This is a genomic window from Globicatella sanguinis (assembly GCF_002847845.2).
Taxonomy (GTDB): Bacteria; Bacillota; Bacilli; order Lactobacillales; family Aerococcaceae; genus Globicatella; species Globicatella sanguinis.
Window position 1 is genome coordinate 1,443,982 of the sequence record NZ_CP126962.1, and the last position, 21,910, is coordinate 1,465,891.

The window sequence follows — 21,910 nt, forward strand, 5'->3', positions numbered from 1 at the left end:
AAGCGATAAACGTCAATAATAGAGTAAGGAATGTGAACAAGATGGAAAGTAAAATGACAGCAAATAAATTTGCGATGAATATTTTAAATGGATTGGCATTGGGGACGGTAGTGGTCTTGATTCCAGGGGCATTACTATCGGAATTATTTAAAGCGATTATGCCAGGATCTCCAATTTTAAATGCCTTAGCCATGTCTAATTCTATGTTAGGATTAGTTTGTGGTATGATGGTTGGATTGAATTTTAAATTTAATCCGATCCAATCGGCTTCAGTCGGATTGGCGGCGATGTATGCTTCAGGTGCCGTTCAATTTGCTGATGGGGCGATGACGATTAAAGGGACCGGCGATATTATAAATGTTGGTTTAACAGCCGCTTTAGCTGCATTGGTGATTTTATTAGTAGGCGATAAATTAAAATCGTATACTATTATTGTCATTCCGGCATTATTATTAGCTGGTGTTGGCGGTCTTGGAAGAATGATTTTACCTTATGTTACTAGCATTACAACCTTAATTGGACAAGGGGTTGCTTCATTATTAACACTGCAACCGATTATAATGTGTATTCTGATTGCGATTATTTTTGCGATTTTAATTGTTTCTCCTATTACTACCGTCGGCATCGCTTTAGCTGTTGGATTATCAGGTATTGGTTCTGGTGCTGGTAACTTAGGTATTTGTGCTTGTGGTTTTGGTTTAGCGATTATGGGATGGAATGTCAATGGTGTGGGTACAAGTATGGCACATTTTATTGGCTCACCCAAAATGTCCATGCCAGTCGTAGTGAAAAATCCTAAAACAATGATTCCAATTATCGCTAATGCAGCCGTCTGTGGTTTGGTTGCTCAAATTTTCAATATTCAAGGAACGCCAATGTCCGCTGGTTTTGGTTTTTCAGGGTTAGTTGGGCCGATTAATGCAATAAACTTAGCTGAAGGTGGCTTTGGCAATGTTATGAATATTTTAGTGTCGATTTTAGCGTTTATTGTGATTCCAGTGGCAATGGGATTCGTATTTAAACATGTCTTTACCAAAGTAATGCCAATTGTCTCTGAAGAAGATTATCGCTTAGACTTATAATGATAGGATGTCTAGGCAGAAAGCTACTGATGTAGCTTTGAGTTGATAAACTTTTCATTATTAAAAAGTCTATATGTAGACGAAAGAACACCACCTAAATGGCAACAAGGCTATTTAAGTGGTGTTTTTGTTTAATTTGATTTGATGGCTTCAATAAATTCTTGAATCGCTGAGGTAGTCACAAAATCTTTGCGAGTAGCGATACCGATGGGGTAGAAGTTATTCTTCTCAACGAAAGGAATCCATTTTAATCCTTTATTGTCACTGAGTGCTTGAAATTCAGAAGGTAAAATGGTAATTGCGTTAAGCTCTTTTAAGCTATGTAATAAGACTGCCCAGTCGTTATGCACAAATACGATATTAGGATCAAAACCAGCTGCGTGACAACTCCGTGTTAACATTTCGCCTAACATGAAATGATGCGTCAAGCTAGAAATGTTTTGCCCTTTTAAGTCGATGATTTGAATCGCCTCTTTGTTAGCTAAGGGATTATTTTCAGGAATGACGACCGACACCCAATAGCCTTGGGTAGAAGTAGCTAGAGGTTCGATTGAAATTTCGGGATAAAGTTGGGGGAATGATAATAATCCCACATCGATTTCCTTATCAACCAGCATTTTTTGTAGTTGACGTGAACCATCTTGGAAAATAGCTAATTCAACATTACTATGGGTTGCAATAAAGTGAGAGATTTGTTTCATAAATTGAATGGCGAATAGGGTCGTTAAGCCTACTTTTATTTTTTCAATAGGTTGGTGCTTGTATTGCGAAACTTTATCAATTAGCTTTTCAAAGTCTTCGACTATTTTAATCCCATCATCATACAAGACTTGTCCTGTTTCAGTTAACATCATCCCTTCATCGGTCATATTAAACAGTACAGTATTGAGTTCAGATTCAAGTTTTTTGATGGTTTGTGATAAAGTGGGTTGCGTAACAAAAAGACTTTTAGCCGCTCTCGAAAGATTTTTTGATTCGGCAATCGCAATAAAATATTTTAATTGTCTAATATCCATGAAGGTAACCTCTTTCCTATCTAACTAATATTAGTATAACATAAACGATTTGAGTCACTATCACCAACTTTAGTCTGATTTTTATAAGCAAAGTTGATATATAATGAAATCATTCCCAAAAATTGATATAATGACGTTAATAAACTCTTTGGAGGTGTTATGGATGTATTATGGATACGATAGTACGATGATTTTAGTGTTAATAGGAGCAGCGTTAGTAATGTTTGCTCAATCACGTGTGACAAGTACCTTTAGAAAATATGACGAATTAGAGTCTCTTAACCAAATTACAGGAAGACAAGCAGCTCAAACTTTATTACAAGCGTCCAATATACAAGATGTTTCAATCGAACATGTTGCGGGCCATTTATCTGATCATTATGATTCAAGATCAAAAGTTTTAAGATTATCGGATGCAACCGATCAATCAACATCGATTGCAGCCATATCGGTAGCGGCTCATGAGTGCGGCCATGCTCTGCAAGATGCAGAAAGCTACGGTTTCTTAAAATTACGTAGTTCATTTGCACCGATTGCCCAATTTGGCTCTAGTTTATCAATGCCTTTATTAATGGCTGGCTTAATCTTAAATATTTTTTCGTTAGTATGGATTGGGATTGTTGCTTTTGGTTTAGCTTTAGCATTTCAAATTATTACTTTACCGGTTGAATTTGATGCGAGTAAGCGAGCCTTAGCGATTATGGAGTCACATCATTTAATTGAGCCAGAGGAATTACCAGCAGCGAAAAAAGTATTGAATGCGGCAGCCTTTACCTATGTTGCTAGTACATTAAACAGTGCGTTAACCTTATTGCGTTTTATTTTAATCGCAAATAGTCGTCGTCGTGACTAAGGAGAGATTGGATGAGTATATTTCAACGTATTTTACGGGGAAAAGTAAATGTAAACTTAGCGAATGACTTAGCTAAGAAAGTCAATGATGAAGTGAAAAAAATGCCTTCTATTAATATTTTAGTGGCAGGAAAAACTGGGAGTGGCAAAAGCACCTTAATTAATGCTCTCTTTAGAGAGAATATCGCTAAGACAGGTGTGGGGATGCCTGTAACCCAGCACGTTGAAAAGTTGACAAAAGAGGGCGTCCCGTTAACCCTCTATGATACAAAAGGATTAGAATTAACGGCAGAGGCTCAAAAAGAGGTATTAAAAAGCCTTGCACATTTAATTAATATCCAAAAAGAATTGGGCAATGGTCAGGAAATTCATTTAGCTTATTATTGTGTGAATGCTAATATGTCACGTATTGAAGCAATGGAAGTCGAAATTATCCGGGCCTTAGCGAGTGAATTACCAGTTGTTTTAGTCGTGACCCAATCGATTGGCCAAGAAACAAATGATTTTATTGAGTATTTAAAAGAGTTAGCTTTACCAATCGAGGGCGTTGTGCCGGTATTAGCCAAAGAATACGCGCTCTCATCACATCAAAAAATACCTGCACATGGTTTACAGGACTTGATTGATATCACATTAAAAATAATTCCATCAAAGGTACATCAGGCTTTTATCAACGCCCAACAAATCGATATTGATCGCAAAGTCGAAGATGCGAGACGTTGGGCTAAGCGTTATATTAAGACTTCTTTTGGTGTAGGCTTTACCCCCATACCGGTATCGGATGCAGCCATTCTGGTGCCAATGCAAATTACGATGTTAGGTCATATAACAGCTATTTTTGGTTTATCATTAGAAAAATCACAAATTATAAGTATGTTAGCTGGTGTAGGCGGCACTGGAGGTGCCACGGCCTTAGGTAAATATTTAGCTGGTAATTTATTAAAGTTTATTCCTGGCGTGGGGACGATTACTGGCGGAGTGATTAGTGGTTTGACTGCTAGTAGCTTAACCATTGCTTTAGCCTATAGCTATATAGAAGTGCTTAAGCAAATAGCCAAAGCTGAAATGATTGGTCACGATATAGGCTTAAATGAAATTTCAAAATTAATGGGAGCGAATTTTAATGAACAATTAAAAGAAGTCTCAAAAATGTTGCCCGATTCAGTGAAGAATCAATTACCACTGTGGACTAGAAGCTTCTTTGTCGAAAATTATTAAAAGAATGAGACACGATTCTTAGCAAAATGGACCTAATTAAGTAATGATTAGTGTCTTCCATGACGCTAGGAATCTTTTTTTGACGAATAAAGGACTAACTGTTACTAGAAAAGCCTTTCATTTATAAAAGGTGTGACATTTAGTCAAAATTCCGTTAAAATGTATCTATATGTGTAAATTTTTAAAAACATGAAATAAATAATATTTAGGAGTGAACCATTCGTGAGTGAACATGAAATTCAAGAAACATTAAACGACCAACTCATTGCGCGTCGTGAGAAAATGGTAAATATGGAGGAATCAACAGAAGTCAATCCGTTTGATTCTGGATTTGTACGGACGCATACTTCTAGTCAAATTCATTCAGCTTATGACCATTTAGATAAAGAAACCTTGGCTGAAGGAGAGAAGATTATGGTCTCAGTAGCCGGAAGAATGGTTTCAAAACGTGGAAAAGGAAAAGCTGGTTTTGCTCATTTATTGGACATGGATGGCAAAATTCAAGTATACGTTCGTCAAGATGGTGTTGGCGAAGCCACTTATCCTTGGTTTAAAGTGGCTGACTTAGGAGATATCGTGGGAGTCACTGGTTATGTATTTAAAACGAATACCGGAGAAGTATCCGTTCATGCAACTGAATTTATCCCACTAACTAAAGCATTACGTCCATTACCGGATAAATTCCATGGTTTAACCAATGTAGAACAACGTTACCGTCAACGTTACTTAGATTTAATTAGTAATGATGAGAGCCGTAATCGTTTTATTAACCGTTCTAAAATTTTACGAGAAATTCGTCATTACCTTGATGATGCGGGCTATTTAGAAGTTGAAACACCAACATTACATAATTTAGCTGGTGGTGCGAGTGCGAGACCTTTTATTACGCATCATAATGCATTAGATATGGAATTATATTTACGTATTGCCTTAGAACTGCATTTAAAACGATTAGTAGTGGGCGGTATGGAAAAGGTTTACGAAATTGGCCGCGTATTCCGTAATGAAGGAATTGATACAACCCATAACCCAGAATTCACCATGTTAGAAGTTTATACAGCCTACACTGTCTATACGGATATTATGGATTTAACCGAAGGTTTAATTAAATCTGTTGCTGAAAAAGTTTTAGGAACAACTACCGTTGAATATGATGGTCAAGCCATTGAATTAGGTAAGCCTTGGGCCCGCCGTCATATGGTCGATATGATTAAAGAAGTAACGGGTGTCGATTTCTGGCAAGAAATGACTTTTGAAGAAGCCAAAGCACTAGCCAAAGAACATCATGTTGAAGTCAACCCACACGATTTAACAGTGGGACATATTATTAATAATTTCTTTGAAACTCATTGTGAAGAAAAATGTATTCAACCAACCTTTGTCTATGGACATCCGGTAGAAATTTCACCATTAGCACGAAAAAATGAAGAGGATCCTCGTTTCACCGATCGTTTTGAACTCTTTATCGTTGGAAAAGAGTATGCTAATGCCTTTACGGAGTTAACAGACCCAATCGATCAACGTGAACGTTTTGAAGCGCAAATGGCAGAAAAAAATGCTGGAAACGACGAAGCTCATCCAGTGGATGAAGACTTTTTAGAAGCATTAGAATATGGTATGCCACCAACGGGAGGATTAGGAATTGGTATTGACCGATTAATCATGTTATTGACTGATTCACAATCGATTCGTGACGTATTATTATTCCCAACATTGAGAAATAACTAAAAAATCAATTCACATAAAATAATAGCTCTGTACTGTTCATTTATTTGAACAGTACAGAGCTATTTATATTGTTGAGACAACAGAATTAAGGATTCTTAGTCTTTATAACATTATTTTGCGAATTCAGCCGCATTTTTACCTGCAATTCGTCCGAATACCGAAATATCGGCCATTGCCGCTGAACCTAGTCGGTTAGAACCATGGATGCCACCGGTTACTTCTCCGGCTGCATAGAGTCCTTCGATTACTTCGCCATCTGTATTTAATACTTGAGCTTCTGTATTAATTTTTAATCCGCCCATGGTATGGTGAACAGCTGGACCGGCTTTTAACATATAGAATGGCGCTTCTTCAATGGTCCAACCTAACATACGAAGGTTCCATTCAGGGTCTTCGTTCTTCTTAGAATTTTCATTAAAGGTCGCTACCGTTTCTTTAAATTGTTCTTTATCGATATCAAAATGTTCTGCTAATTCATCTAAGGTATCAGCTTTGACTAATAATCCGCGTTTGAATAAGCTTTCGGCTTCTGCCGGGTGAGAATGGATAGTCCCGGTGGTTTCAGAAGATTTTTCATCCCATACAAGGTAACCAACGTGATCCGTTTGCTCTTTAATAGCCAATGAGATAGCACGTCGAGTATCTAATTCTTCTACAAAACGAGTTCCTTCTTTATTAACTAAAAGGGCACCTCCTACAAGTCGAGTATCTCCGACATAAAGCAGTTTACCGGTTTCAACATCACAAATTGGGTATAATTGGATTTTATCCATGCCGACTGTATCAGCATTGAGTGCTTTGGCCATAGTAATACCGTCTCCAGTTGCACCTGGTGAATTTGTTGATAAGACGTGTTCATCCACTTCAGGGTCATTTTCATGTAACATTTCATCATTAGCGCCAAAGCCTCCGGAAGCTAAAACTACCGCATCAGCTTTAACTGTTAAAATTGAAGTAGGGGTCTCAACTTTTACACCCACAATTTTGCCATCTTCAGCTAAAAGTTCTTTTACATCATGTTCCGTTAAAACTGGGATGTCTAATTCTTCAGCTTTTGTTTTATATTTGGAAATTAATTCATTACCAGTATGACCTTCGGGAATTAATGAGCGTTTCACTGAGTGTCCTCCAAAGAACATTAATGAGTCTAACCATTTTACGCCAATTTCATCACGTAACCATTCAGCGGTAGGAGTAGCATTTTCTGCCACAACTTTAATTAATTCAGGGTCACCTCCCGCAACTTCAACGTCTTTTATGAAGTTTTCAGGTGAATCTTCAATGCCTTCTTTTTCTTGTAACCAGTTGCCTGGTGCAGCATATTCACCACCTGAAATCAGAGTGTTACCCCCAACTACCGGTAGCTTTTCTAATAAAACCACGTCAGCTCCTTCTAGTTTCGCCGTTACAGCAGCAGCGAATCCACCACCACCAGCACCCACAACGACTACATCAGTTTCCATTGTTTCTTCTGTTTTTTCAGTAATTTCTTCTTTTTTACCTTGGAAGTTTTTGGTATCGCCGCCAGCTTTTTCAATCGCTTTGGTTAATGCGGTAATAAAAGCCGTTGAGGTTTGTGAAGCTCCTGACACAACGTCTAACTCAATTGATTGATTGTTAATAGCTTCTTCAACTAAACGATTAATAGCCTCTTCGCCTAATCCACCTGTTTCACCGTGTTCGGTTTGAATGTCGATGATTTTTCCATCTTCTAATGTAACAGTAACCGTAATGTCACCGCCAGAGCCGGTCTCAGTAGCAGATCCTGTTTCAGCTGCCATAACTTGAGGTGCTAAAGAAGTAACGAATAAAGTGATACTTGTAGCCACTAATAGAATGACTGATAAAATTTTTGAAATGTTTTTCATCAAACAAATTCCTCTCCTTACTATATATTATGGACTATAAATATTTATAATATCCAACTACAATTTTAACATTAAGTATTGTGCAAAGATACACATAATAAGTAAGTGTTTGATTAATGTTATGAAAAAACACTCATAATTTCCTCATAAATAGTTAAGCCAGTTTCTATGAGGTATAAAAGCCATAGGAAAGAAAAAAATAATAAATTTAATATTTATCAGTTTACTTAGGATGACAATATTTAGTGGACTATGTTATATTATTCTCAAAGAGGTGAAGTTTATGGAATTCGAAAAAATTGAAAACGGCTATGTTAAACGTAATGAACAAGGTGAGATTATAGCAGAAATTACATTTGAACCAACAACGGACCCAGCAGTGGTCATTGCCAATCATACTTATGTTGATCCTGTGCTAAGAGGGCAAGGGGTTGCAGAAAAATTATTAGACCATTTAGTATCCGAAATGGCTAAAGAGGAAAAGAAAATTAAAGCTCAATGTAGCTATGTTGTTGCTAAATTCGAAAAGGAAGCCGATAAATACGACTGGATTAATGCGGATAAACAATAAATTCTTTTGCTAGATTGTAAAATAAAATGAGACAAAATATAAATACTTATAGCAGTTAAAAAGTGAATATAAATCAAAAGAACACAAAAAAAACAATGGAACACTTTTGATAATTAATGTAAACGGTTATAATAAATATATAGGCAATGTTTATTAATTTTTTTAATAGAGGAGTGTAAAAATGAAAATTACCAAAACAGCAGTAGCTGGTACACTTGAATCAAGTGATATCATGATTACTGTAAGCCCAAATACTGAGGAAGAGGTCAGTATTAATTTAAGTTCAAGCGTAGAAAAACAGTTCGGCGCGAGAATACGAGAAGTGATCGAGAAAACGCTTTCCAACTTAAAGATTGATTCTGTTTTAGTGGAAGCTGTTGACAAGGGTGCTTTAGATTGTACTGTTCAAGCTAGAACAATTATTGCAGTTAACCGTGCACTTGAAGTAACTGATTATGACTGGAAGGAGATTGACTCATGGAACGTTTAAGAAGAACTATGATGTTTGTCCCTGGATCAAATGTTGCAATGTTACGTGATGCTGCAATCTATGGTGCAGACTCAGTAATGTTTGATTTAGAAGATTCAGTTTCACTAAAAGAAAAAGATGCAGCTAGAGTCTTAGTGCATTTTGCTTTAAAGACATTTGACTATTCGAATGTTGAAACTGTAGTTCGTATTAATGCCTTAGAAGATGGTGGCAATCTTGATATTGAGGCAGTAGTCTTAGCAGGAGTAGATGTTATTCGATTACCAAAAACGGAAAATGCTCAGGATATCATTGATGTAGAAGCAGTGATTGAAAAAGTTGAGCGAGAAAATCACATTGAGGTTGGTACCACGAAAATGATGGCAGCAATTGAATCTGCAGAAGGTGTACTCAATGCAAGAGACATCGCTAATTCGAGTAAGCGTTTAATCGGGATTGCATTAGGAGCAGAAGATTATGTGACAAACATGAAAACCAGACGTTATCCTGATGGAACTGAACTTTCATTTGCTCGAAATATGATATTACATGCAGCACGAGCTGCTGGTATTGCGGCTATCGATACTGTTTATTCCGATGTTGACAATAACGAAGGGTTTAAAGCAGAAGTATCATTAATTAAACAGTTAGGGTTTGATGGTAAATCAGTCATTAACCCGAGACAAATACCATTAGTTAATGAAATATATACACCAACAGAAAAAGAAATAAACAATGCTTTAGCTGTTGTGGCAGGTATTCGTGAAGCAGAGGCTAAAGGGTCAGGAGTTATTTCAGTTAACGGAAAAATGGTAGATAAACCAATCGTTGAGCGTGCTGAACGTGTTTTAGCACTCGCTAAAGCAGCAGGTATTATCGAGGAGGGAGAATACTAAGATGGTAGTTAATAAAGTTGGACGTGAAATTCCTTCAGAATTAGCAAATACTCAAGGCGTATTTGAAGGTGAAACAACTAATATCAAAAATTTTAATCGCACCCAAGCGAATATCACACCTGTAACACCGGGCAATAAAAAATTATTATCGAAAATCCGCGAAGCGATTGAAAAGACAGGATTAAAAGATGGCATGACGATTTCTTTTCATCACCATTTAAGAGAAGGTGACTTTGTTCTTAACATGGTTATGGAAGAAATTGCAGCAATGGGGATTAAAAACATTTCTATTGCACCATCGTCAATTTCTAACATCCATGAACCACTAATTGAACATATAAAAAATGGTGTTGTTACTAACATAACTTCTTCGGGATTACGCGACAAATTAGGTGCAGCGATTTCAGAGGGAATCATGGAAAATCCGGTAACTATTCGTTCACATGGGGGACGTGCTGGAGCTATTGTAACAGGCAAAATTCATATTGATGTGGCATTTTTAGGTGCTCCAAGTTCAGACGAATATGGTAATGCGAACGGGACTTCTGGTTCAGCAGCTTGTGGATCATTAGGGTATGCAAAAGTTGATGCTGAGTATGCCGATAAAGTGGTTGTTATTACAGACAACTTAAAACCTTATCCTAATACGCCTATCAGCATTCCACAAAAAAATGTTGATTATGTTGTTGTTGTTGATCAAATTGGTGATCCAACAGGTATAGCAAAGGGGGCGACGCGATTTACAAAAAATCCTAAAGAATTGCTAATTGCTGAATACGCAGCTAAAGTTATAACAAGTTCTCCATACTATAAAGAAGGATTCTCTTTCCAAACAGGAACAGGTGGGGCGTCGTTAGCCGTAACTCGCTTCTTAAGAGAACAAATGATTAAAGACAATATAAAAGCCTCTTTTGCATTAGGTGGTATCACCAATGCAATGGTTGAGTTATTAGAAGAAGGTTTAGTAGATAAAATCTTAGATGTACAAGATTTCGACCAACCTTCAGGTCAGTCATTAGGACGGAATGCAGAACATTATGAAATTGATGCAGATTTATATGCTTCGCCGTTTAATAAAGGTGCAGTAGTCAATATGTTAGATGTTTGTATTTTGTCAGCATTAGAAGTAGATACAGACTACAATGTCAATGTCTTAACAGGATCTGATGGTGTCATAAGAGGTGCTTCTGGTGGGCATTCTGATACAGCATTCGCATCTAAAATGAGTATGGTAATATCTCCATTGATTCGCGGACGTATCCCAACATTTGTAGAAAAAGTTAATACTATCATCACACCTGGAACTTCAGTGGATGTGGTAGTAACTGAAGTTGGTATTGCTATTAATCCTAATCGTTCTGATTTAATTGAACACTTTAAAGATATTAAAGTTCCAATTTTTACAATAGAAGAATTAAAAGAAAAAGCTTATTCCGTAGTTGGAACACCAGACCCAATTGAGTATGGGGACAAAGTTGTTGCAGTTGTTGAATATCGAGATGGCACAGTTATTGACACCGTTCGCAATGTCAAATAGTCAAGTCTTTGATGGAGAAAGTGTAACATTACTTGAAATGTTACAAGCTAGGGAAGAACGACAAGAATTGCAAAGAAATGTTTTTTTAAAAGCTCCCCAGGGAACACTTTTATATATCACAATGAATATTCCAGGTGAGATAAAAAACTCAAAAATATTAAAAAGAGTTTTTGAATGCGAACTAAATAATTTGCAACGTAAATTTTCAAAAGAAACGATTCTAACTCGTTTCGTAAGTAACAAAACAGGAAATGAAGCGTATATACTATTATCAATCAATCCGGTATTACTTAAGAAAAGATTGATTAAATATGAGGAAGAAAGTCAATTAGGTCGATTATTAGATTTAGATGTTCATTATAAAAACAAAGAAAATATATTTCAAATAAGTCGAACTGAGATTGGTTATCCACCTCGAAAATGTTTTCTTTGCGATAATATCGCTAAAGAATGTGGACGGAGCCGTTCCCATTCTTTAGATGATATTCGACTTTACATTAGTAAGAAGGTCTTAAACTATCTAGAAGAGAATAGTAATTAAAAATAAAAATAAAAAATTTACAGAGGTGCATTATGAAAAACTTAAAGTTCTTTGGATTAAACATTAAGTTGTTTATCGTTTTTGCTTTGTTAGTGATTCTTGCGATGTATACAGGCGTATTATCTAAGGACCTAGCTGGCGGTATCGCAATTATGATGGTTATTGGTATTATCTTTAATGAAATTGGTGAGCGAATCCCAATCTGGAATTCATATGTTGGGGGAGGGCTTGTTTTAGCTTTCCTAGGAACTGCCTTTTTAGTTCAGTTTAATGTAATCCCTACAGAATATGTCGAATTAATGGATCAAGTTACATCCAAACCAATGGGAGTGCTAAACTTTTTCATCATAGCCCTAATTACAGGATCCATTTTAGGCCTAAATCGTGACTTAATGTTAAAATCCTTCTCAGGATATATTCCAGCCATATTAGGTGGACTTGTCGGTGCAGGAATTCTAGGTGTTTTAGCAGGGTTATTATTTGGAGTAAGCCCAACGGACACTATTATCAAATATGTTCTACCAGTTATGGGAGGGGGTAACGGTGCTGGTGCAGTACCATTATCACAAATCTATGAACGGGTTACTGGTGATACAGCAGCTAATTATTATGGTTTTGCAATTGCTATCTTAACGATTGCTAATATTTTTGCAATTATTTCAGGTGGTATTTTAAATAATATTGGGAAAAAATCAACAAATTTAACTGGTGATGGCAATACATTGATTCGTAATGCTGATGAAATCAAAAGTGATAAAGAAAGTTATGAATTTTCGATCAAAGATTATGCCGGAGCTATTTTAATGGCCTTAGCTTTCTATCAAACAGGTCGTATTTTGTCTGAATTGTGGGAAAATTATATACTACCTTCAATCCCGATTCATGCATTTGCTTTTATGATTATTTTAGTAGCACTAGCGAATGCATTTGATTTAATACCTGGTAGTTTACGTATGGCTGCTAAAGATGTTCAGTCATTTTTCTCTAAAAACTTAGTATTAGTTATTATGGTAGGGGTCGGAGTTTCAACAGATTTAAATGAACTATGGGCAGCTATAACTCTAGGTAATGTTATTATTGCAGCAGCAATTGTTATCGGTGCGATTTTAGGATCAGCGATTGTTGGTTGGATGGTAGGCTTCTATCCAATCGATTCAGCTGTTACTGCTGGACTATGTATGGCTAACCGTGGAGGATCAGGAGACTTAGCTGTTTTAGGGGCAGCTGACCGTATGGGCTTAATTTCTTATGCCCAATTATCTTCACGTTTAGGTGGAGGAATGGTATTGGTCATAGCATCAATTTTATTCGGATTTTTCCTATAAGATTAGCATATTTTAAACAGCTTTGCTTAGACGTAGCACTTGACTCTTATCGAGTGCTCACGTCTTTCTTTATAAATACTAGAATTGACAAAAAAGATAAAATAATTTTTATTGAGCATGAATGTACAAATGTAATTTGATATAATGTGATTAACAGATAAATTAAGGAGAGTGGTAATATTATGACGGAAAAGCATTTAGTCGGCATCACTGAAACCGTTCTAAGAGATGCGCATCAAAGCTTATTGGCGACCCGCATGCCTTTTGAAGACATGAAAGACATTTTGCCGGTACTCGATCAAGTTGGATATGCTTCTTTAGAATGTTGGGGCGGCGCGACTTTCGACGCATGTATTCGCTTCTTAAATGAAGACCCTTGGGAACGTTTAAGAAATATCAAAGCATTAGCTCCTAATACGCCGTTGCAAATGCTATTGCGCGGGCAAAATTTATTAGGTTATCGTCATTATGCGGATGATGTGGTCGATAAATTTGTCGAGAAAGCCGCAGCCAATGGGATTGATATTTTCAGAATTTTTGATGCCTTAAATGATATGCGCAACACCAAACAATCGGTTGAAGCAGTCAAAAGGACTGGAAAGGAAGCGCAAGTCGCCATTGCATTTACAACGAGTCCTGTTCATACCGATGAGTATTATGTTGGACTAGCAAAAGAAATTGAGGGCATGGGCGCTGATTCACTGTGCATTAAGGATATGGCCGGCATTCTGACGCCTCAACGTGGCTATTCGTTAATTAAATCGATTAAAGAGGCAGTGTCGATACCGGTAATTGTCCATACGCACGCAACCAGTGGCGTTTCACAAATGACGCTTTTAAAAGTGGTAGAAGCCGGTGCAGATCGAATCGATACCGCCATATCACCATTAAGCGAAGGGACTAGTCAACCAGCAACAGAATCATTAGTGATTGCATTAGAAGAATTAGGCTATCAAACAACAATTGATCATGAGAAATTAGATTTAATTGCTGAACACTTTAGAAAAATGCGAGATAAATATTTAGCCGAAGACTTAATCAATCCTAAAATGTTAACTGCTGATCCACGTGCTTTAATTTATCAAGTGCCAGGTGGAATGTTGTCTAACTTAAGTTCTCAATTGAAACAAGCAGGTTTGGCTGAAAAATATGATGAAGTGTTAGCGGAAGTTCCACGGGTGCGTAAAGATTTAGGTTATCCTCCATTAGTGACGCCACTTAGTCAAATGGTTGGAACACAGGCTACAATGAATATTGCAACTGGTGAACGATACAAGATGGTTTCAAACGAAGTTCGCAGTTATTTAGTTGGTAAATATGGTAAGTCCCCGGTGGCAATCGATGAAATGTTCCGCCGTAGTATCATGGGCGATGAAAAAGTCATTGATTATCGACCAGCCGATGATTTAGAAGCGGAATTTGAAAAGTTGACGTTAGAGATAGGTGACTTAGCTAAAAGCGAAGAAGATGTATTAATTTATGCTCTGTTTCCAGAGGTTGGGAAAAACTTTTTAATGAAGCGTAATCAACCTGAAGAATCAGTGGTGAAAGTTACAGCCTATATTTAGAAAGGATGAAGCCGATGGAATTTACAATCATTGATGGAATAAATTTAACAGTCTCGGCCATATTAATGGTGGCCTTTACACTTATTTTAATCATGTTTTGTATACAGTACGTGAGTAAATTGGTGGAAAAATACGAGCGAGTACAAGATGTGTTACAACAATCAGAAGGAGCAAACAAAAGCGCCCCATCGCAACTCTATCCGTCAGCAAGTTCAAATCCATTGTCAAAAAAGACCTTGTTTGAAGAAGATAAATTAGCAAGAGTAGCGGTGTTAACGGCATTAGCCTATGCGAGTGAAGATGAACCAGATAAGCGTTTTGAAGTAGTTTCTGTGATCAAAAAATAGCAACTGTTATGAATGAGGATGCCTCTTTAAAAGAAAAATAAACAATCCAGAAAGGATGAATTTCATGAAAAGATATGAAGTAGTGGTTAATGATGAAGTGTTTGAAGTGAGTTTACGAGAATTAAAAGCAGATGAAACAATTGAAGTAACGCCTCAAACATCAGCTGCCAAAACAAATGATACCCCTGTTGCTTCTACAACAAGCAATCAAGAAGGAGTTGTGGTCAGCGCCCCGATGAGTGGTGTGATTATGAAAATATTAGTTAAAGAAGGCCAAAGTGTCAAAGCAGGCGATAACTTATTTATTCTAGAAGCAATGAAGATGGAAAATGAAATAAAAGCCACTCAAGATGGTGTAATCAAATCAATTTTAGTGACGGAATCGCAACAAGTTGAAACGAAACAAGAATTAGCCGTAATGTAGGAGGGATGATATGTTAGAAATTATCAGTGAATTAATTACTAACTCCGGATTTGCTGCTCTTTCTGGTAAGAGTTTTATTATGATTGTGATAGCTTGTGTGTTGCTTTATCTGGGGATTAGAAAGCAATATGAACCGTATTTAATGATTCCAATTGCCTTTGGGATGTTACTTAGTAATTTACCTATTTCAGGTATTATGGACCCAGGTAATGGCATCGATCCAGGAGGGTTATTATATTATTTATATCAAGGAACTAAGTTAGGAATCTATCCACCCTTAATATTTTTATGCTTAGGTATCGCAACGGATTTCGGTCCGTTAATAGCGAATCCGATTACGATCCTATTAGGAGGCGCTGCACAATTCGGTATTTTTGCGGCCTTTTTCCTTGCCTTATTATTTGGAATGACGCCCCAAGAATCGGCTTCCATTGGCATTATCGGCGGAGCGGATGGACCGACAGCCATTTTTACTACAACGCGCTTGGCACCACATTTATTACCAGCGATTGCGGTAGCGGCTTATTCTTATATGGCTTTAGTGCCTGTTATTCAGCCACCGATTATTCGAGCATTAACGACTAAAGAAGAACGGAATGTTGTGATGGAGGAACAACGAAAAGTTTCTCAAACAGAAAAAATTATTTTTCCGATCGTTGTAACTATTTTAGTTAGTTTACTAGTGCCTAGTGCGACGACTTTAGTAGGGATGTTAATGTTAGGAAATTTATTGCGTGAGAGTAAAATAGTACCGTTATTAACCGATGCATTACAAAATTCAATGATGTATATTGTAACGATTTTATTAGGAACAACCGTCGGAGCAACCGCTACTAGCGAAATCTTCTTATCACCGGATACCTTGTTAATTATCGTGTTAGGATTGATTGCTTTTGCATTCGGGACTGCTTCAGGTGTGTTAATCGGTAAAGTGATGTATAAATTTACTGGTGGAAAAATTAATCCAATGATTGGTGCTGCCGGTGTTTCAGCTGTGCCAATGGCTGCTCGAGTGGTACAAAAAGAAGGACAATTGGAGAATCCATCCAATTACTTACTGATGCATGCGATGGGACCGAATGTGGCCGGAGTAATTGGTTCCACTATTGTGGCGGGTGTCTTGTTAGCGATGTTTAGTTAGAGTTTAAATGAATAAAATGATACCCTCAAAAGGCTGAATTCTACTGCCTCCTAAATCCGGATAAGGACAAAGGGAGCGGGAGCCGTTTGAGGGTATTTGTTATGATAATAATGATGCTAACCAGACGATGAGTTTTACCACATTGGGTAGGACAATAATTGTATAGAGCATTCGGATAATTTGAGTACTGGCTATTTTAGCCAAGTCGCCCCCTAATTCTCCGGCAATCAATGAAATATCAGTTGCGCCAGCTGGAGAAGAAGAAAATAAGGCTGATTGTAAATCAATGAGTCCCCGGCGATAGATAAAGATAGAATAGAAATAATTGAGCGTTAAATAAGAGGCCAATAAAATAATTGCTGGCATAATTAAATTAAACATATTTAGCAGACTCTCATGAGTAAAGGTCGTCCCAATAATGGAACCAGCACAAATTTGAGCGGTATATCTAAGAGCGGGTCTTAAAGGTTGACTACCACCGTATAATTTGATTAATAACGAAGCGATTAAAGCACCGATTAGTGTTCCTACTGGTAATTGTGAATAGTAACCAATAATACCTCCGATTAGCGAGATGAAAATAACATAGAAATCATTTTTGATAGGTGGGTGGGATTGTTTGTGATCGTTAGATGTCGTTTTATTGCTACCATTTTGAACTGGCGTCGCATTGAGTCGTTTTAAAATAAACTTAATCCAATTTGGCAAGATAAGGAGCATACCGACTAAGCGAATGGTTTGCATTGAAGCCACGACATCTGCTTGAGCGCCCATATCAATACTCATAAGTGAAACATCCATAATACCACCAGGTAAGCACATCAGTAGCGCTGTTACTAAATCAAATTTAAAAACAAAATGAAAGATAAACCCAACTAAAATCATATTTAATGTAAATAAAGCTAAAAGCAAAGCGACGGGTTTACGCATTTTAGGAAGATTTTCTAAATCAGAGTGGTTAATCAATTGACCAATGAAAGCGCCACTTAAGATTTGTGCAAATAACTTTAAGTTACGAGGCACATAAAGGTTACCAAATAAAACATTGATGATGGCCACGACCACCATACTGCCAATCATGAAAGCAGCTGGAATATTGATTTTTTTAAATAATAGTCCACCTAGGAAGCCAATCAATAAAGTGAGTGCAATTTGTTCAATCATACAAACACCTCTTTATAAACTATTTTCATTATTATAACATTTTAGCGGGTAATCATATATATTAGATTGCTTTAAGCTCTAAATTTCAATGACTAATAATTTCAAGGCAAATTGATGTAAAAAAATATTGAAAAATCTTTGCATTCAAGAAGATGTCATGGTATTATAATAATGTTGCAAAATGCACAGTAATAACTCTAATTTAGCAAATAGATTAGGGCAGAAAGGACGAAGAAAATTATGAAACAAGGAATTCATCCAGAATATCAAAAAGTAGTGTTTATGGATACTTCAACTGGTTTCCAATTCTTATCAGGTTCTACTAAATCATCAAATGAAACTGTTGAATGGGAAGACGGTAATACTTATCCATTAATCCGTGTTGAAATCTCTTCAGATTCTCATCCGTTTTACACTGGGCGTCAAAAATTCACTCAAGCCGATGGTCGTGTGGATCGTTTCAACAAAAAATACGGTTTCAAAGACAACAACGCTGCAAATTAATTCTAGTAGCTTAAAAACATTGATATATCAACGTTTTAAAGGTTTACCATGTTATGTGGTAGACCTTTTTTTATGGACTTTACCGACTTTTTTTGAAAAGCGCCCAAAAATAATAATGTTTTTTGAAGAAATGGGAGTGGACCAGAAGTAGAAAATTGAATAATTTTCCTTCGTCTGTGCACCCCCGCAAAGTTGGGAGTAGACCAGAAGTAGAAAATCGAATGATTTTCGCTTCGTTGGCCTACCCCCGCACAGTTGAGTAGGCCTCAAACAAGTCGAAAGACGCCGTTTGAGACCACTCAACCACTGCGCTATAAATTAACGTGCATTAATTTGACTGAATTTTTCAAGATTAATCTCAGCAACATTAAGACGCCGTTTGAGACCACTCAACCCCTGCGCTATAAATTAACGTGCGTTAATTTGACTGAATTTTTCAAGATTAATCTCAGCTACATTAAGACGCAGGTTGAGGCCACTCAACCACTGCGCTTTTAAATAACGAATGATAACTTGACTAAATTTATCATGATTATGCCCATCCCACAAATATAGTGAAACTACTGTTGAATAACTAGACTTTTTCACCACTAGATATAAGTTTTACTAATCCATTCTAAACATCACATTGTGATAATTAACACTTATAACTGAATATAAGATTAAAAACTAACTGTTAAACATTGATATAACAACCAATGAACGTGAATAAGAGTCACTGCATGAATTAATACTGACTTGTGAACAAAAACAACACTATTAGCTCAACTTATAGTAGGTCTGAATATTAATTATTTTTTTTATTGGCAAAGACTTGCTATAATGAAAGCGTAAACAAAACAGCGTTTACATTTATTAAAGAGGAGGTATTGTATGAACTTCGATTGGATTAAAGTGAGAGCTGTGACTCATAGTGATAAAGTTGCGATTATTGAGCCAGCTAAAAAAAGAGAATGGACTTATCATGAATTGAATGTCCGTGCAGAGAACTTAGCGAATTATCTTATTGAGCAAGGAGTTCAAAGAGGAGATAGAGTGGGGGTATTTGCACCAAATGATGTTGCGATTGCCGATTTTTTCTTTGCTTGTATTAAGATGGGAGCTGTATTCATCCCATTAAATTGGCGTCTTAAGCCATTAGAGGTTGCGAAAGTTGTTGAAGATTCAGGAACGAAATTCATCGTAAACGCTGTTAACCATGAAGACCGTTTGGAAAATGTTCCCAAAGAGTACATTAAATTAAACATTGATTTACCGGAGTATGATGAGATTGTCAATCCAGCTAATCACCATCCATTTGAATCTGTAGATCTTGAGTTGAATGATCCAGCATTCTTAATCTACACAAGTGGTTCAACCGGAACACCTAAAGGGGTGCTTCATACGCATCAAAGTTATCGTAATAACGCCTTTAACGAGATTTTATCATTTAACTTAACGGAGGAATTACGTGTTATTATCAATGTGCCGTTATTCCATATTATCGGATTTGTTGATATGTTAATTCCTGTTTTAATGTTAGGTGGAACGATTGTATTAGAACGCTATTTTAATGCTCAGACTTTAAATAGTATGATTCGTGAGTATCGTCCAAATACTTTAATTATGATTCCAACGATGTATTATGCGATGCTTGCATCACCTGACTTTGCACCAGATGTTTTAGAAAGTGTTGATTTAATTGTTTCTGGTGGCGCGCCGCCATTACCACAAATTGCGCAAGCTTTTGAAAAAATGGGCAAACCCATTATGAACATTTATGGTTTATCTGAAGTGCCTTTAGTAACGTTCAATCGTAAGGAATTTGCGAAAGAAAATCCAGCAGCTATTGGCCAACCATTAATGAATGGCAAGATTAAGATTGTTGATGACCAATTAGAAGAAGTTGGAGTTGGCGAAGTGGGTGAATTATTAGTAGCGGGTGCCAATGTGTTTGCAGGCTATTGGAATTTACCTGAAGAAGATGAAAAAGCCTTCCACGAGGGGTATTTTAGAACGGGTGACTTAGCAACTCGTAATGAAAAAGGTGAAATAACAATTGTTAATCGTCTGAAAGAGTTAATCATTACCGGTGGCGAGAATGTTTTACCTTCTGAGGTAGAAGCGATTCTTAATAAACATCCATTAATTAAGAGTGGCTTGGTAGTGGGATATGATAATCCGAAATATGGAGAGTCAGTATCAGCAGCCATTATCTTAAACCCTGAAGCACGCGATTATGAAAACTTTGAAGCGGCTTTAGATGAGTTTATGATGAAAAACTTAGCAGGGTATAAAGTACCAAAACTATACTTAGTACTAGAAGAAATCCCATTGAATTCAGTTGGTAAACCTGATCGTTTAGAAATTCAACGGATGATGAATGAATACGCAAAAGAAATTGATGATCCTGTTAATCACAATAAATAAATAATACGAATATGGAGGAAATTATTATGTCAACTAAACAAGAATTATTAAATAGATTATATCCTGAGGATGTTTTAAAATTATCTGCTGATTTAACCGAAGGAGAAGTAAAGGTTTTAGCGCAATTGGTAGAACTTTTAGAAAGTAAGTATCGTAAAGATTTAAATAAACATTGGACTAATTGTACAGTACCAGAAGGCTTCTTTGAAGATTTAGGAAAATTAGGTTATAAAACAAACCCATTATTATTTGAAGGTCGTGAAGGCGCGAAAGCACCAAGTCAATTATTTGAATTCTTCTTCACTTATACTTTAGCTCGTTTTGATATTTCCTTAGTTACTTTATTAGGTGTTCACTCAGGATTAGGATTTAATTCCTTCTTATTTGGTGGAGATGATGCTCAACGTAAAGAATATTTACCGAAATTAGCTTCTCATGAATTAAGAACTTGTTTCGCTTTAACAGAACCATTGCATGGTTCAGACGTAGCTTGGGGATTAGATACTACTGCTCGTCTTGAAGGAGATAAATGGATCTTAAACGGTGAAAAACGTTGGATTGGTGGCGCAATTGTAGCGGATGTCATTCCAGTTTATGCGCGTGATGAAGAAACAGGTAAACCAAAATGTTTCATTGTTGAAAGAGAACAAGCAGGTGTTGAAATCGACGTTATTGAAAATAAAATTGCTTTGAAGATCGTTCCTAACTGTAATATTAAGTTAACGAATGTTGAAGTAGAGGAATCAAAACGTCTACAAAACATTAATGGCTTCAAAGATATTGCCAAAGTATTATTCTCAACACGTGCAGCTGTTGCGTTCATGGCAACGGGTGGAATGGCAGGAGCTTTACAAGCAACCTTGAAATATGTTAAAGAACGTGAGCAATTCGGTAACAAGATTGCAAGTTATCAATTAGTTCAAGAAAAATTAGCAATGATGCAAGCAAACTTAACACAAGCAATGTCATTATGTGTCCATATTGCGAAGTTACAAGAACAAGGCGATTACAATGAAGTAGTGACGTCGATTGGTAAAATGATTAACTCATTACGCTTGAGAGAATCAGTAGCGATGGGACGTGGTATCTGTGGCGGTAATGGTATCGTAGCAGATTACGATATTGCACGCTTCTTCTCAGATGCTGAAGCAGTTTTCACTTATGAAGGAACACATGAAGTTAACTCACTTATCATTGGTAGAGCAATGACAGGTGAAGCAGCATTTAACTAAAAGTGCTACAAGATGACG

The 21,910-nt window shown here is 36.7% G+C and carries 20 protein-coding genes; 17 read left to right on the forward strand and 3 right to left on the reverse strand.

Translation table 11 applies throughout. The features are described 5' to 3' along the window. Positions 1 to 32: 32 nt before the first annotated feature. Positions 33 to 1,082, forward strand: coding sequence for a PTS sugar transporter subunit IIC (locus tag CYJ72_RS06290; protein ID WP_174519400.1), 1,050 nt, complete (start codon positions 33 to 35; stop codon positions 1,080 to 1,082). Between the two features lie 131 nt (positions 1,083 to 1,213). On the opposite strand, the gene CYJ72_RS06295 is transcribed toward CYJ72_RS06290, so the two are convergent. Next, positions 1,214 to 2,098 (reverse strand): LysR family transcriptional regulator, encoded by an 885-nt coding sequence (locus CYJ72_RS06295; RefSeq protein ID WP_284628712.1) that lies wholly within the window; start codon positions 2,096 to 2,098, stop codon positions 1,214 to 1,216. Positions 2,099 to 2,261: 163 nt separating this feature from the next. On the opposite strand from CYJ72_RS06295, the gene CYJ72_RS06300 reads away from it, so the two are divergent. From CYJ72_RS06300 to lysS, 3 genes are all read left to right on the forward strand, one after another. Further along, a complete protein-coding gene (locus CYJ72_RS06300; RefSeq protein WP_284628714.1) occupies positions 2,262 to 2,951 on the forward strand; it encodes a zinc metallopeptidase in 690 nt (229 codons plus the stop codon). 11 nt (positions 2,952 to 2,962) lie between these two features. Then, positions 2,963 to 4,168 carry a YcjF family protein gene (locus CYJ72_RS06305; protein ID WP_284628716.1) on the forward strand — a complete coding sequence of 402 codons (1,206 nt, stop codon included), beginning with the start codon at positions 2,963 to 2,965 and terminating at the stop codon, positions 4,166 to 4,168. Positions 4,169 to 4,390: 222 nt separating this feature from the next. After that, positions 4,391 to 5,896 carry a lysine--tRNA ligase gene (gene lysS / locus CYJ72_RS06310; protein ID WP_284628718.1) on the forward strand — a complete coding sequence of 502 codons (1,506 nt, stop codon included), beginning with the start codon at positions 4,391 to 4,393 and terminating at the stop codon, positions 5,894 to 5,896. Between the two features lie 110 nt (positions 5,897 to 6,006). Here lysS and CYJ72_RS06315 read toward each other — a convergent pair whose 3' ends face one another. Further along, positions 6,007 to 7,764, reverse strand: a complete 1,758-nt coding sequence (locus CYJ72_RS06315) for a flavocytochrome c (RefSeq protein ID WP_066125607.1) — start codon at positions 7,762 to 7,764, stop codon at positions 6,007 to 6,009. Between the two features lie 283 nt (positions 7,765 to 8,047). Here CYJ72_RS06315 and CYJ72_RS06320 point away from each other — a divergent pair, with 283 nt between their 5' ends. From CYJ72_RS06320 to CYJ72_RS06365, 10 genes are all read left to right on the forward strand, one after another. After that, the gene (locus tag CYJ72_RS06320) at positions 8,048 to 8,335 is read left to right on the forward strand and encodes a GNAT family N-acetyltransferase (RefSeq protein WP_066126295.1); all 288 of its coding nucleotides are present in this window, start codon (positions 8,048 to 8,050) and stop codon (positions 8,333 to 8,335) included. 181 nt (positions 8,336 to 8,516) lie between these two features. Further along, the gene (gene citD, locus CYJ72_RS06325; RefSeq protein WP_284628721.1) at positions 8,517 to 8,825 is read left to right on the forward strand and encodes a citrate lyase acyl carrier protein; all 309 of its coding nucleotides are present in this window, start codon (positions 8,517 to 8,519) and stop codon (positions 8,823 to 8,825) included. Continuing rightward, a complete protein-coding gene (citE, locus tag CYJ72_RS06330; protein WP_284628723.1) occupies positions 8,813 to 9,700 on the forward strand; it encodes a citrate (pro-3S)-lyase subunit beta in 888 nt (295 codons plus the stop codon). Before citD ends, citE begins: the two co-directional genes overlap by 13 nt. Position 9,701: 1 nt before the next feature. Beyond that, complete coding sequence (citF, locus tag CYJ72_RS06335; RefSeq protein ID WP_284628724.1) at positions 9,702 to 11,237, forward strand: citrate lyase subunit alpha; 1,536 nt, start codon at positions 9,702 to 9,704, stop codon at positions 11,235 to 11,237. Next, positions 11,200 to 11,778 carry a citrate lyase holo-[acyl-carrier protein] synthase gene (gene citX, locus CYJ72_RS06340; protein WP_284628726.1) on the forward strand — a complete coding sequence of 193 codons (579 nt, stop codon included), beginning with the start codon at positions 11,200 to 11,202 and terminating at the stop codon, positions 11,776 to 11,778. Before citF ends, citX begins: the two co-directional genes overlap by 38 nt. 32 nt (positions 11,779 to 11,810) lie before the next feature. Continuing rightward, a complete protein-coding gene (locus CYJ72_RS06345; RefSeq protein WP_284628728.1) occupies positions 11,811 to 13,103 on the forward strand; it encodes a 2-hydroxycarboxylate transporter family protein in 1,293 nt (430 codons plus the stop codon). 182 nt (positions 13,104 to 13,285) lie between these two features. Further along, positions 13,286 to 14,671, forward strand: a complete 1,386-nt coding sequence (locus CYJ72_RS06350; protein WP_284628730.1) for an oxaloacetate decarboxylase subunit alpha — start codon at positions 13,286 to 13,288, stop codon at positions 14,669 to 14,671. 14 nt (positions 14,672 to 14,685) lie between these two features. Further along, complete coding sequence (locus tag CYJ72_RS06355; RefSeq protein WP_066126286.1) at positions 14,686 to 15,018, forward strand: OadG family transporter subunit; 333 nt, start codon at positions 14,686 to 14,688, stop codon at positions 15,016 to 15,018. 64 nt (positions 15,019 to 15,082) lie between these two features. Next, positions 15,083 to 15,442 (forward strand): biotin/lipoyl-containing protein, encoded by a 360-nt coding sequence (locus CYJ72_RS06360; RefSeq protein WP_066126287.1) that lies wholly within the window; start codon positions 15,083 to 15,085, stop codon positions 15,440 to 15,442. 10 nt (positions 15,443 to 15,452) lie between these two features. Beyond that, the gene (locus CYJ72_RS06365) at positions 15,453 to 16,583 is read left to right on the forward strand and encodes a sodium ion-translocating decarboxylase subunit beta (protein ID WP_284628733.1); all 1,131 of its coding nucleotides are present in this window, start codon (positions 15,453 to 15,455) and stop codon (positions 16,581 to 16,583) included. 99 nt (positions 16,584 to 16,682) lie between these two features. Here the strand turns inward: CYJ72_RS06365 and CYJ72_RS06370 are convergent, their stop codons facing one another. Beyond that, positions 16,683 to 17,747, reverse strand: coding sequence for an AbrB family transcriptional regulator (locus tag CYJ72_RS06370; protein ID WP_284628735.1), 1,065 nt, complete (start codon positions 17,745 to 17,747; stop codon positions 16,683 to 16,685). A gap of 240 nt (positions 17,748 to 17,987) precedes the next feature. Here CYJ72_RS06370 and CYJ72_RS06375 point away from each other — a divergent pair, with 240 nt between their 5' ends. The 3 genes from CYJ72_RS06375 (at position 17,988) to fadE (ending at position 21,892) form a co-directional block, all read left to right on the forward strand. Next, positions 17,988 to 18,251 carry a type B 50S ribosomal protein L31 gene (locus CYJ72_RS06375; RefSeq protein ID WP_066126293.1) on the forward strand — a complete coding sequence of 88 codons (264 nt, stop codon included), beginning with the start codon at positions 17,988 to 17,990 and terminating at the stop codon, positions 18,249 to 18,251. A gap of 873 nt (positions 18,252 to 19,124) precedes the next feature. After that, positions 19,125 to 20,660, forward strand: a complete 1,536-nt coding sequence (gene fadD / locus CYJ72_RS06380) for a long-chain-fatty-acid--CoA ligase FadD (protein WP_101813047.1) — start codon at positions 19,125 to 19,127, stop codon at positions 20,658 to 20,660. A 26-nt stretch (positions 20,661 to 20,686) separates the two neighbouring features. Beyond that, complete coding sequence (gene fadE, locus CYJ72_RS06385) at positions 20,687 to 21,892, forward strand: acyl-CoA dehydrogenase FadE (RefSeq protein ID WP_284628740.1); 1,206 nt, start codon at positions 20,687 to 20,689, stop codon at positions 21,890 to 21,892. The last annotated feature ends 18 nt before the right edge of the window (positions 21,893 to 21,910 follow it).

Coding starts and splice junctions, on each gene's coding strand:
- CYJ72_RS06295 (WP_284628712.1), bottom strand. CDS start 2,098: ATGGATATTAGACAATTAAAATATTTTATTGCGATTGCCGAATCAAAA.
- CYJ72_RS06300 (WP_284628714.1), top strand. CDS start 2,262: ATGTATTATGGATACGATAGTACGATGATTTTAGTGTTAATAGGAGCA.
- CYJ72_RS06305 (WP_284628716.1), top strand. CDS start 2,963: ATGAGTATATTTCAACGTATTTTACGGGGAAAAGTAAATGTAAACTTA.
- CYJ72_RS06315 (WP_066125607.1), bottom strand. CDS start 7,764: ATGAAAAACATTTCAAAAATTTTATCAGTCATTCTATTAGTGGCTACA.
- CYJ72_RS06320 (WP_066126295.1), top strand. CDS start 8,048: ATGGAATTCGAAAAAATTGAAAACGGCTATGTTAAACGTAATGAACAA.
- citD (WP_284628721.1), top strand. CDS start 8,517: ATGAAAATTACCAAAACAGCAGTAGCTGGTACACTTGAATCAAGTGAT.
- citE (WP_284628723.1), top strand. CDS start 8,813: ATGGAACGTTTAAGAAGAACTATGATGTTTGTCCCTGGATCAAATGTT.
- citF (WP_284628724.1), top strand. CDS start 9,702: ATGGTAGTTAATAAAGTTGGACGTGAAATTCCTTCAGAATTAGCAAAT.
- citX (WP_284628726.1), top strand. CDS start 11,200: ATGGCACAGTTATTGACACCGTTCGCAATGTCAAATAGTCAAGTCTTT.
- CYJ72_RS06345 (WP_284628728.1), top strand. CDS start 11,811: ATGAAAAACTTAAAGTTCTTTGGATTAAACATTAAGTTGTTTATCGTT.
- CYJ72_RS06350 (WP_284628730.1), top strand. CDS start 13,286: ATGACGGAAAAGCATTTAGTCGGCATCACTGAAACCGTTCTAAGAGAT.
- CYJ72_RS06355 (WP_066126286.1), top strand. CDS start 14,686: ATGGAATTTACAATCATTGATGGAATAAATTTAACAGTCTCGGCCATA.
- CYJ72_RS06360 (WP_066126287.1), top strand. CDS start 15,083: ATGAAAAGATATGAAGTAGTGGTTAATGATGAAGTGTTTGAAGTGAGT.
- CYJ72_RS06365 (WP_284628733.1), top strand. CDS start 15,453: ATGTTAGAAATTATCAGTGAATTAATTACTAACTCCGGATTTGCTGCT.
- CYJ72_RS06370 (WP_284628735.1), bottom strand. CDS start 17,747: ATGATTGAACAAATTGCACTCACTTTATTGATTGGCTTCCTAGGTGGA.
- CYJ72_RS06375 (WP_066126293.1), top strand. CDS start 17,988: ATGAAACAAGGAATTCATCCAGAATATCAAAAAGTAGTGTTTATGGAT.
- fadD (WP_101813047.1), top strand. CDS start 19,125: ATGAACTTCGATTGGATTAAAGTGAGAGCTGTGACTCATAGTGATAAA.
- fadE (WP_284628740.1), top strand. CDS start 20,687: ATGTCAACTAAACAAGAATTATTAAATAGATTATATCCTGAGGATGTT.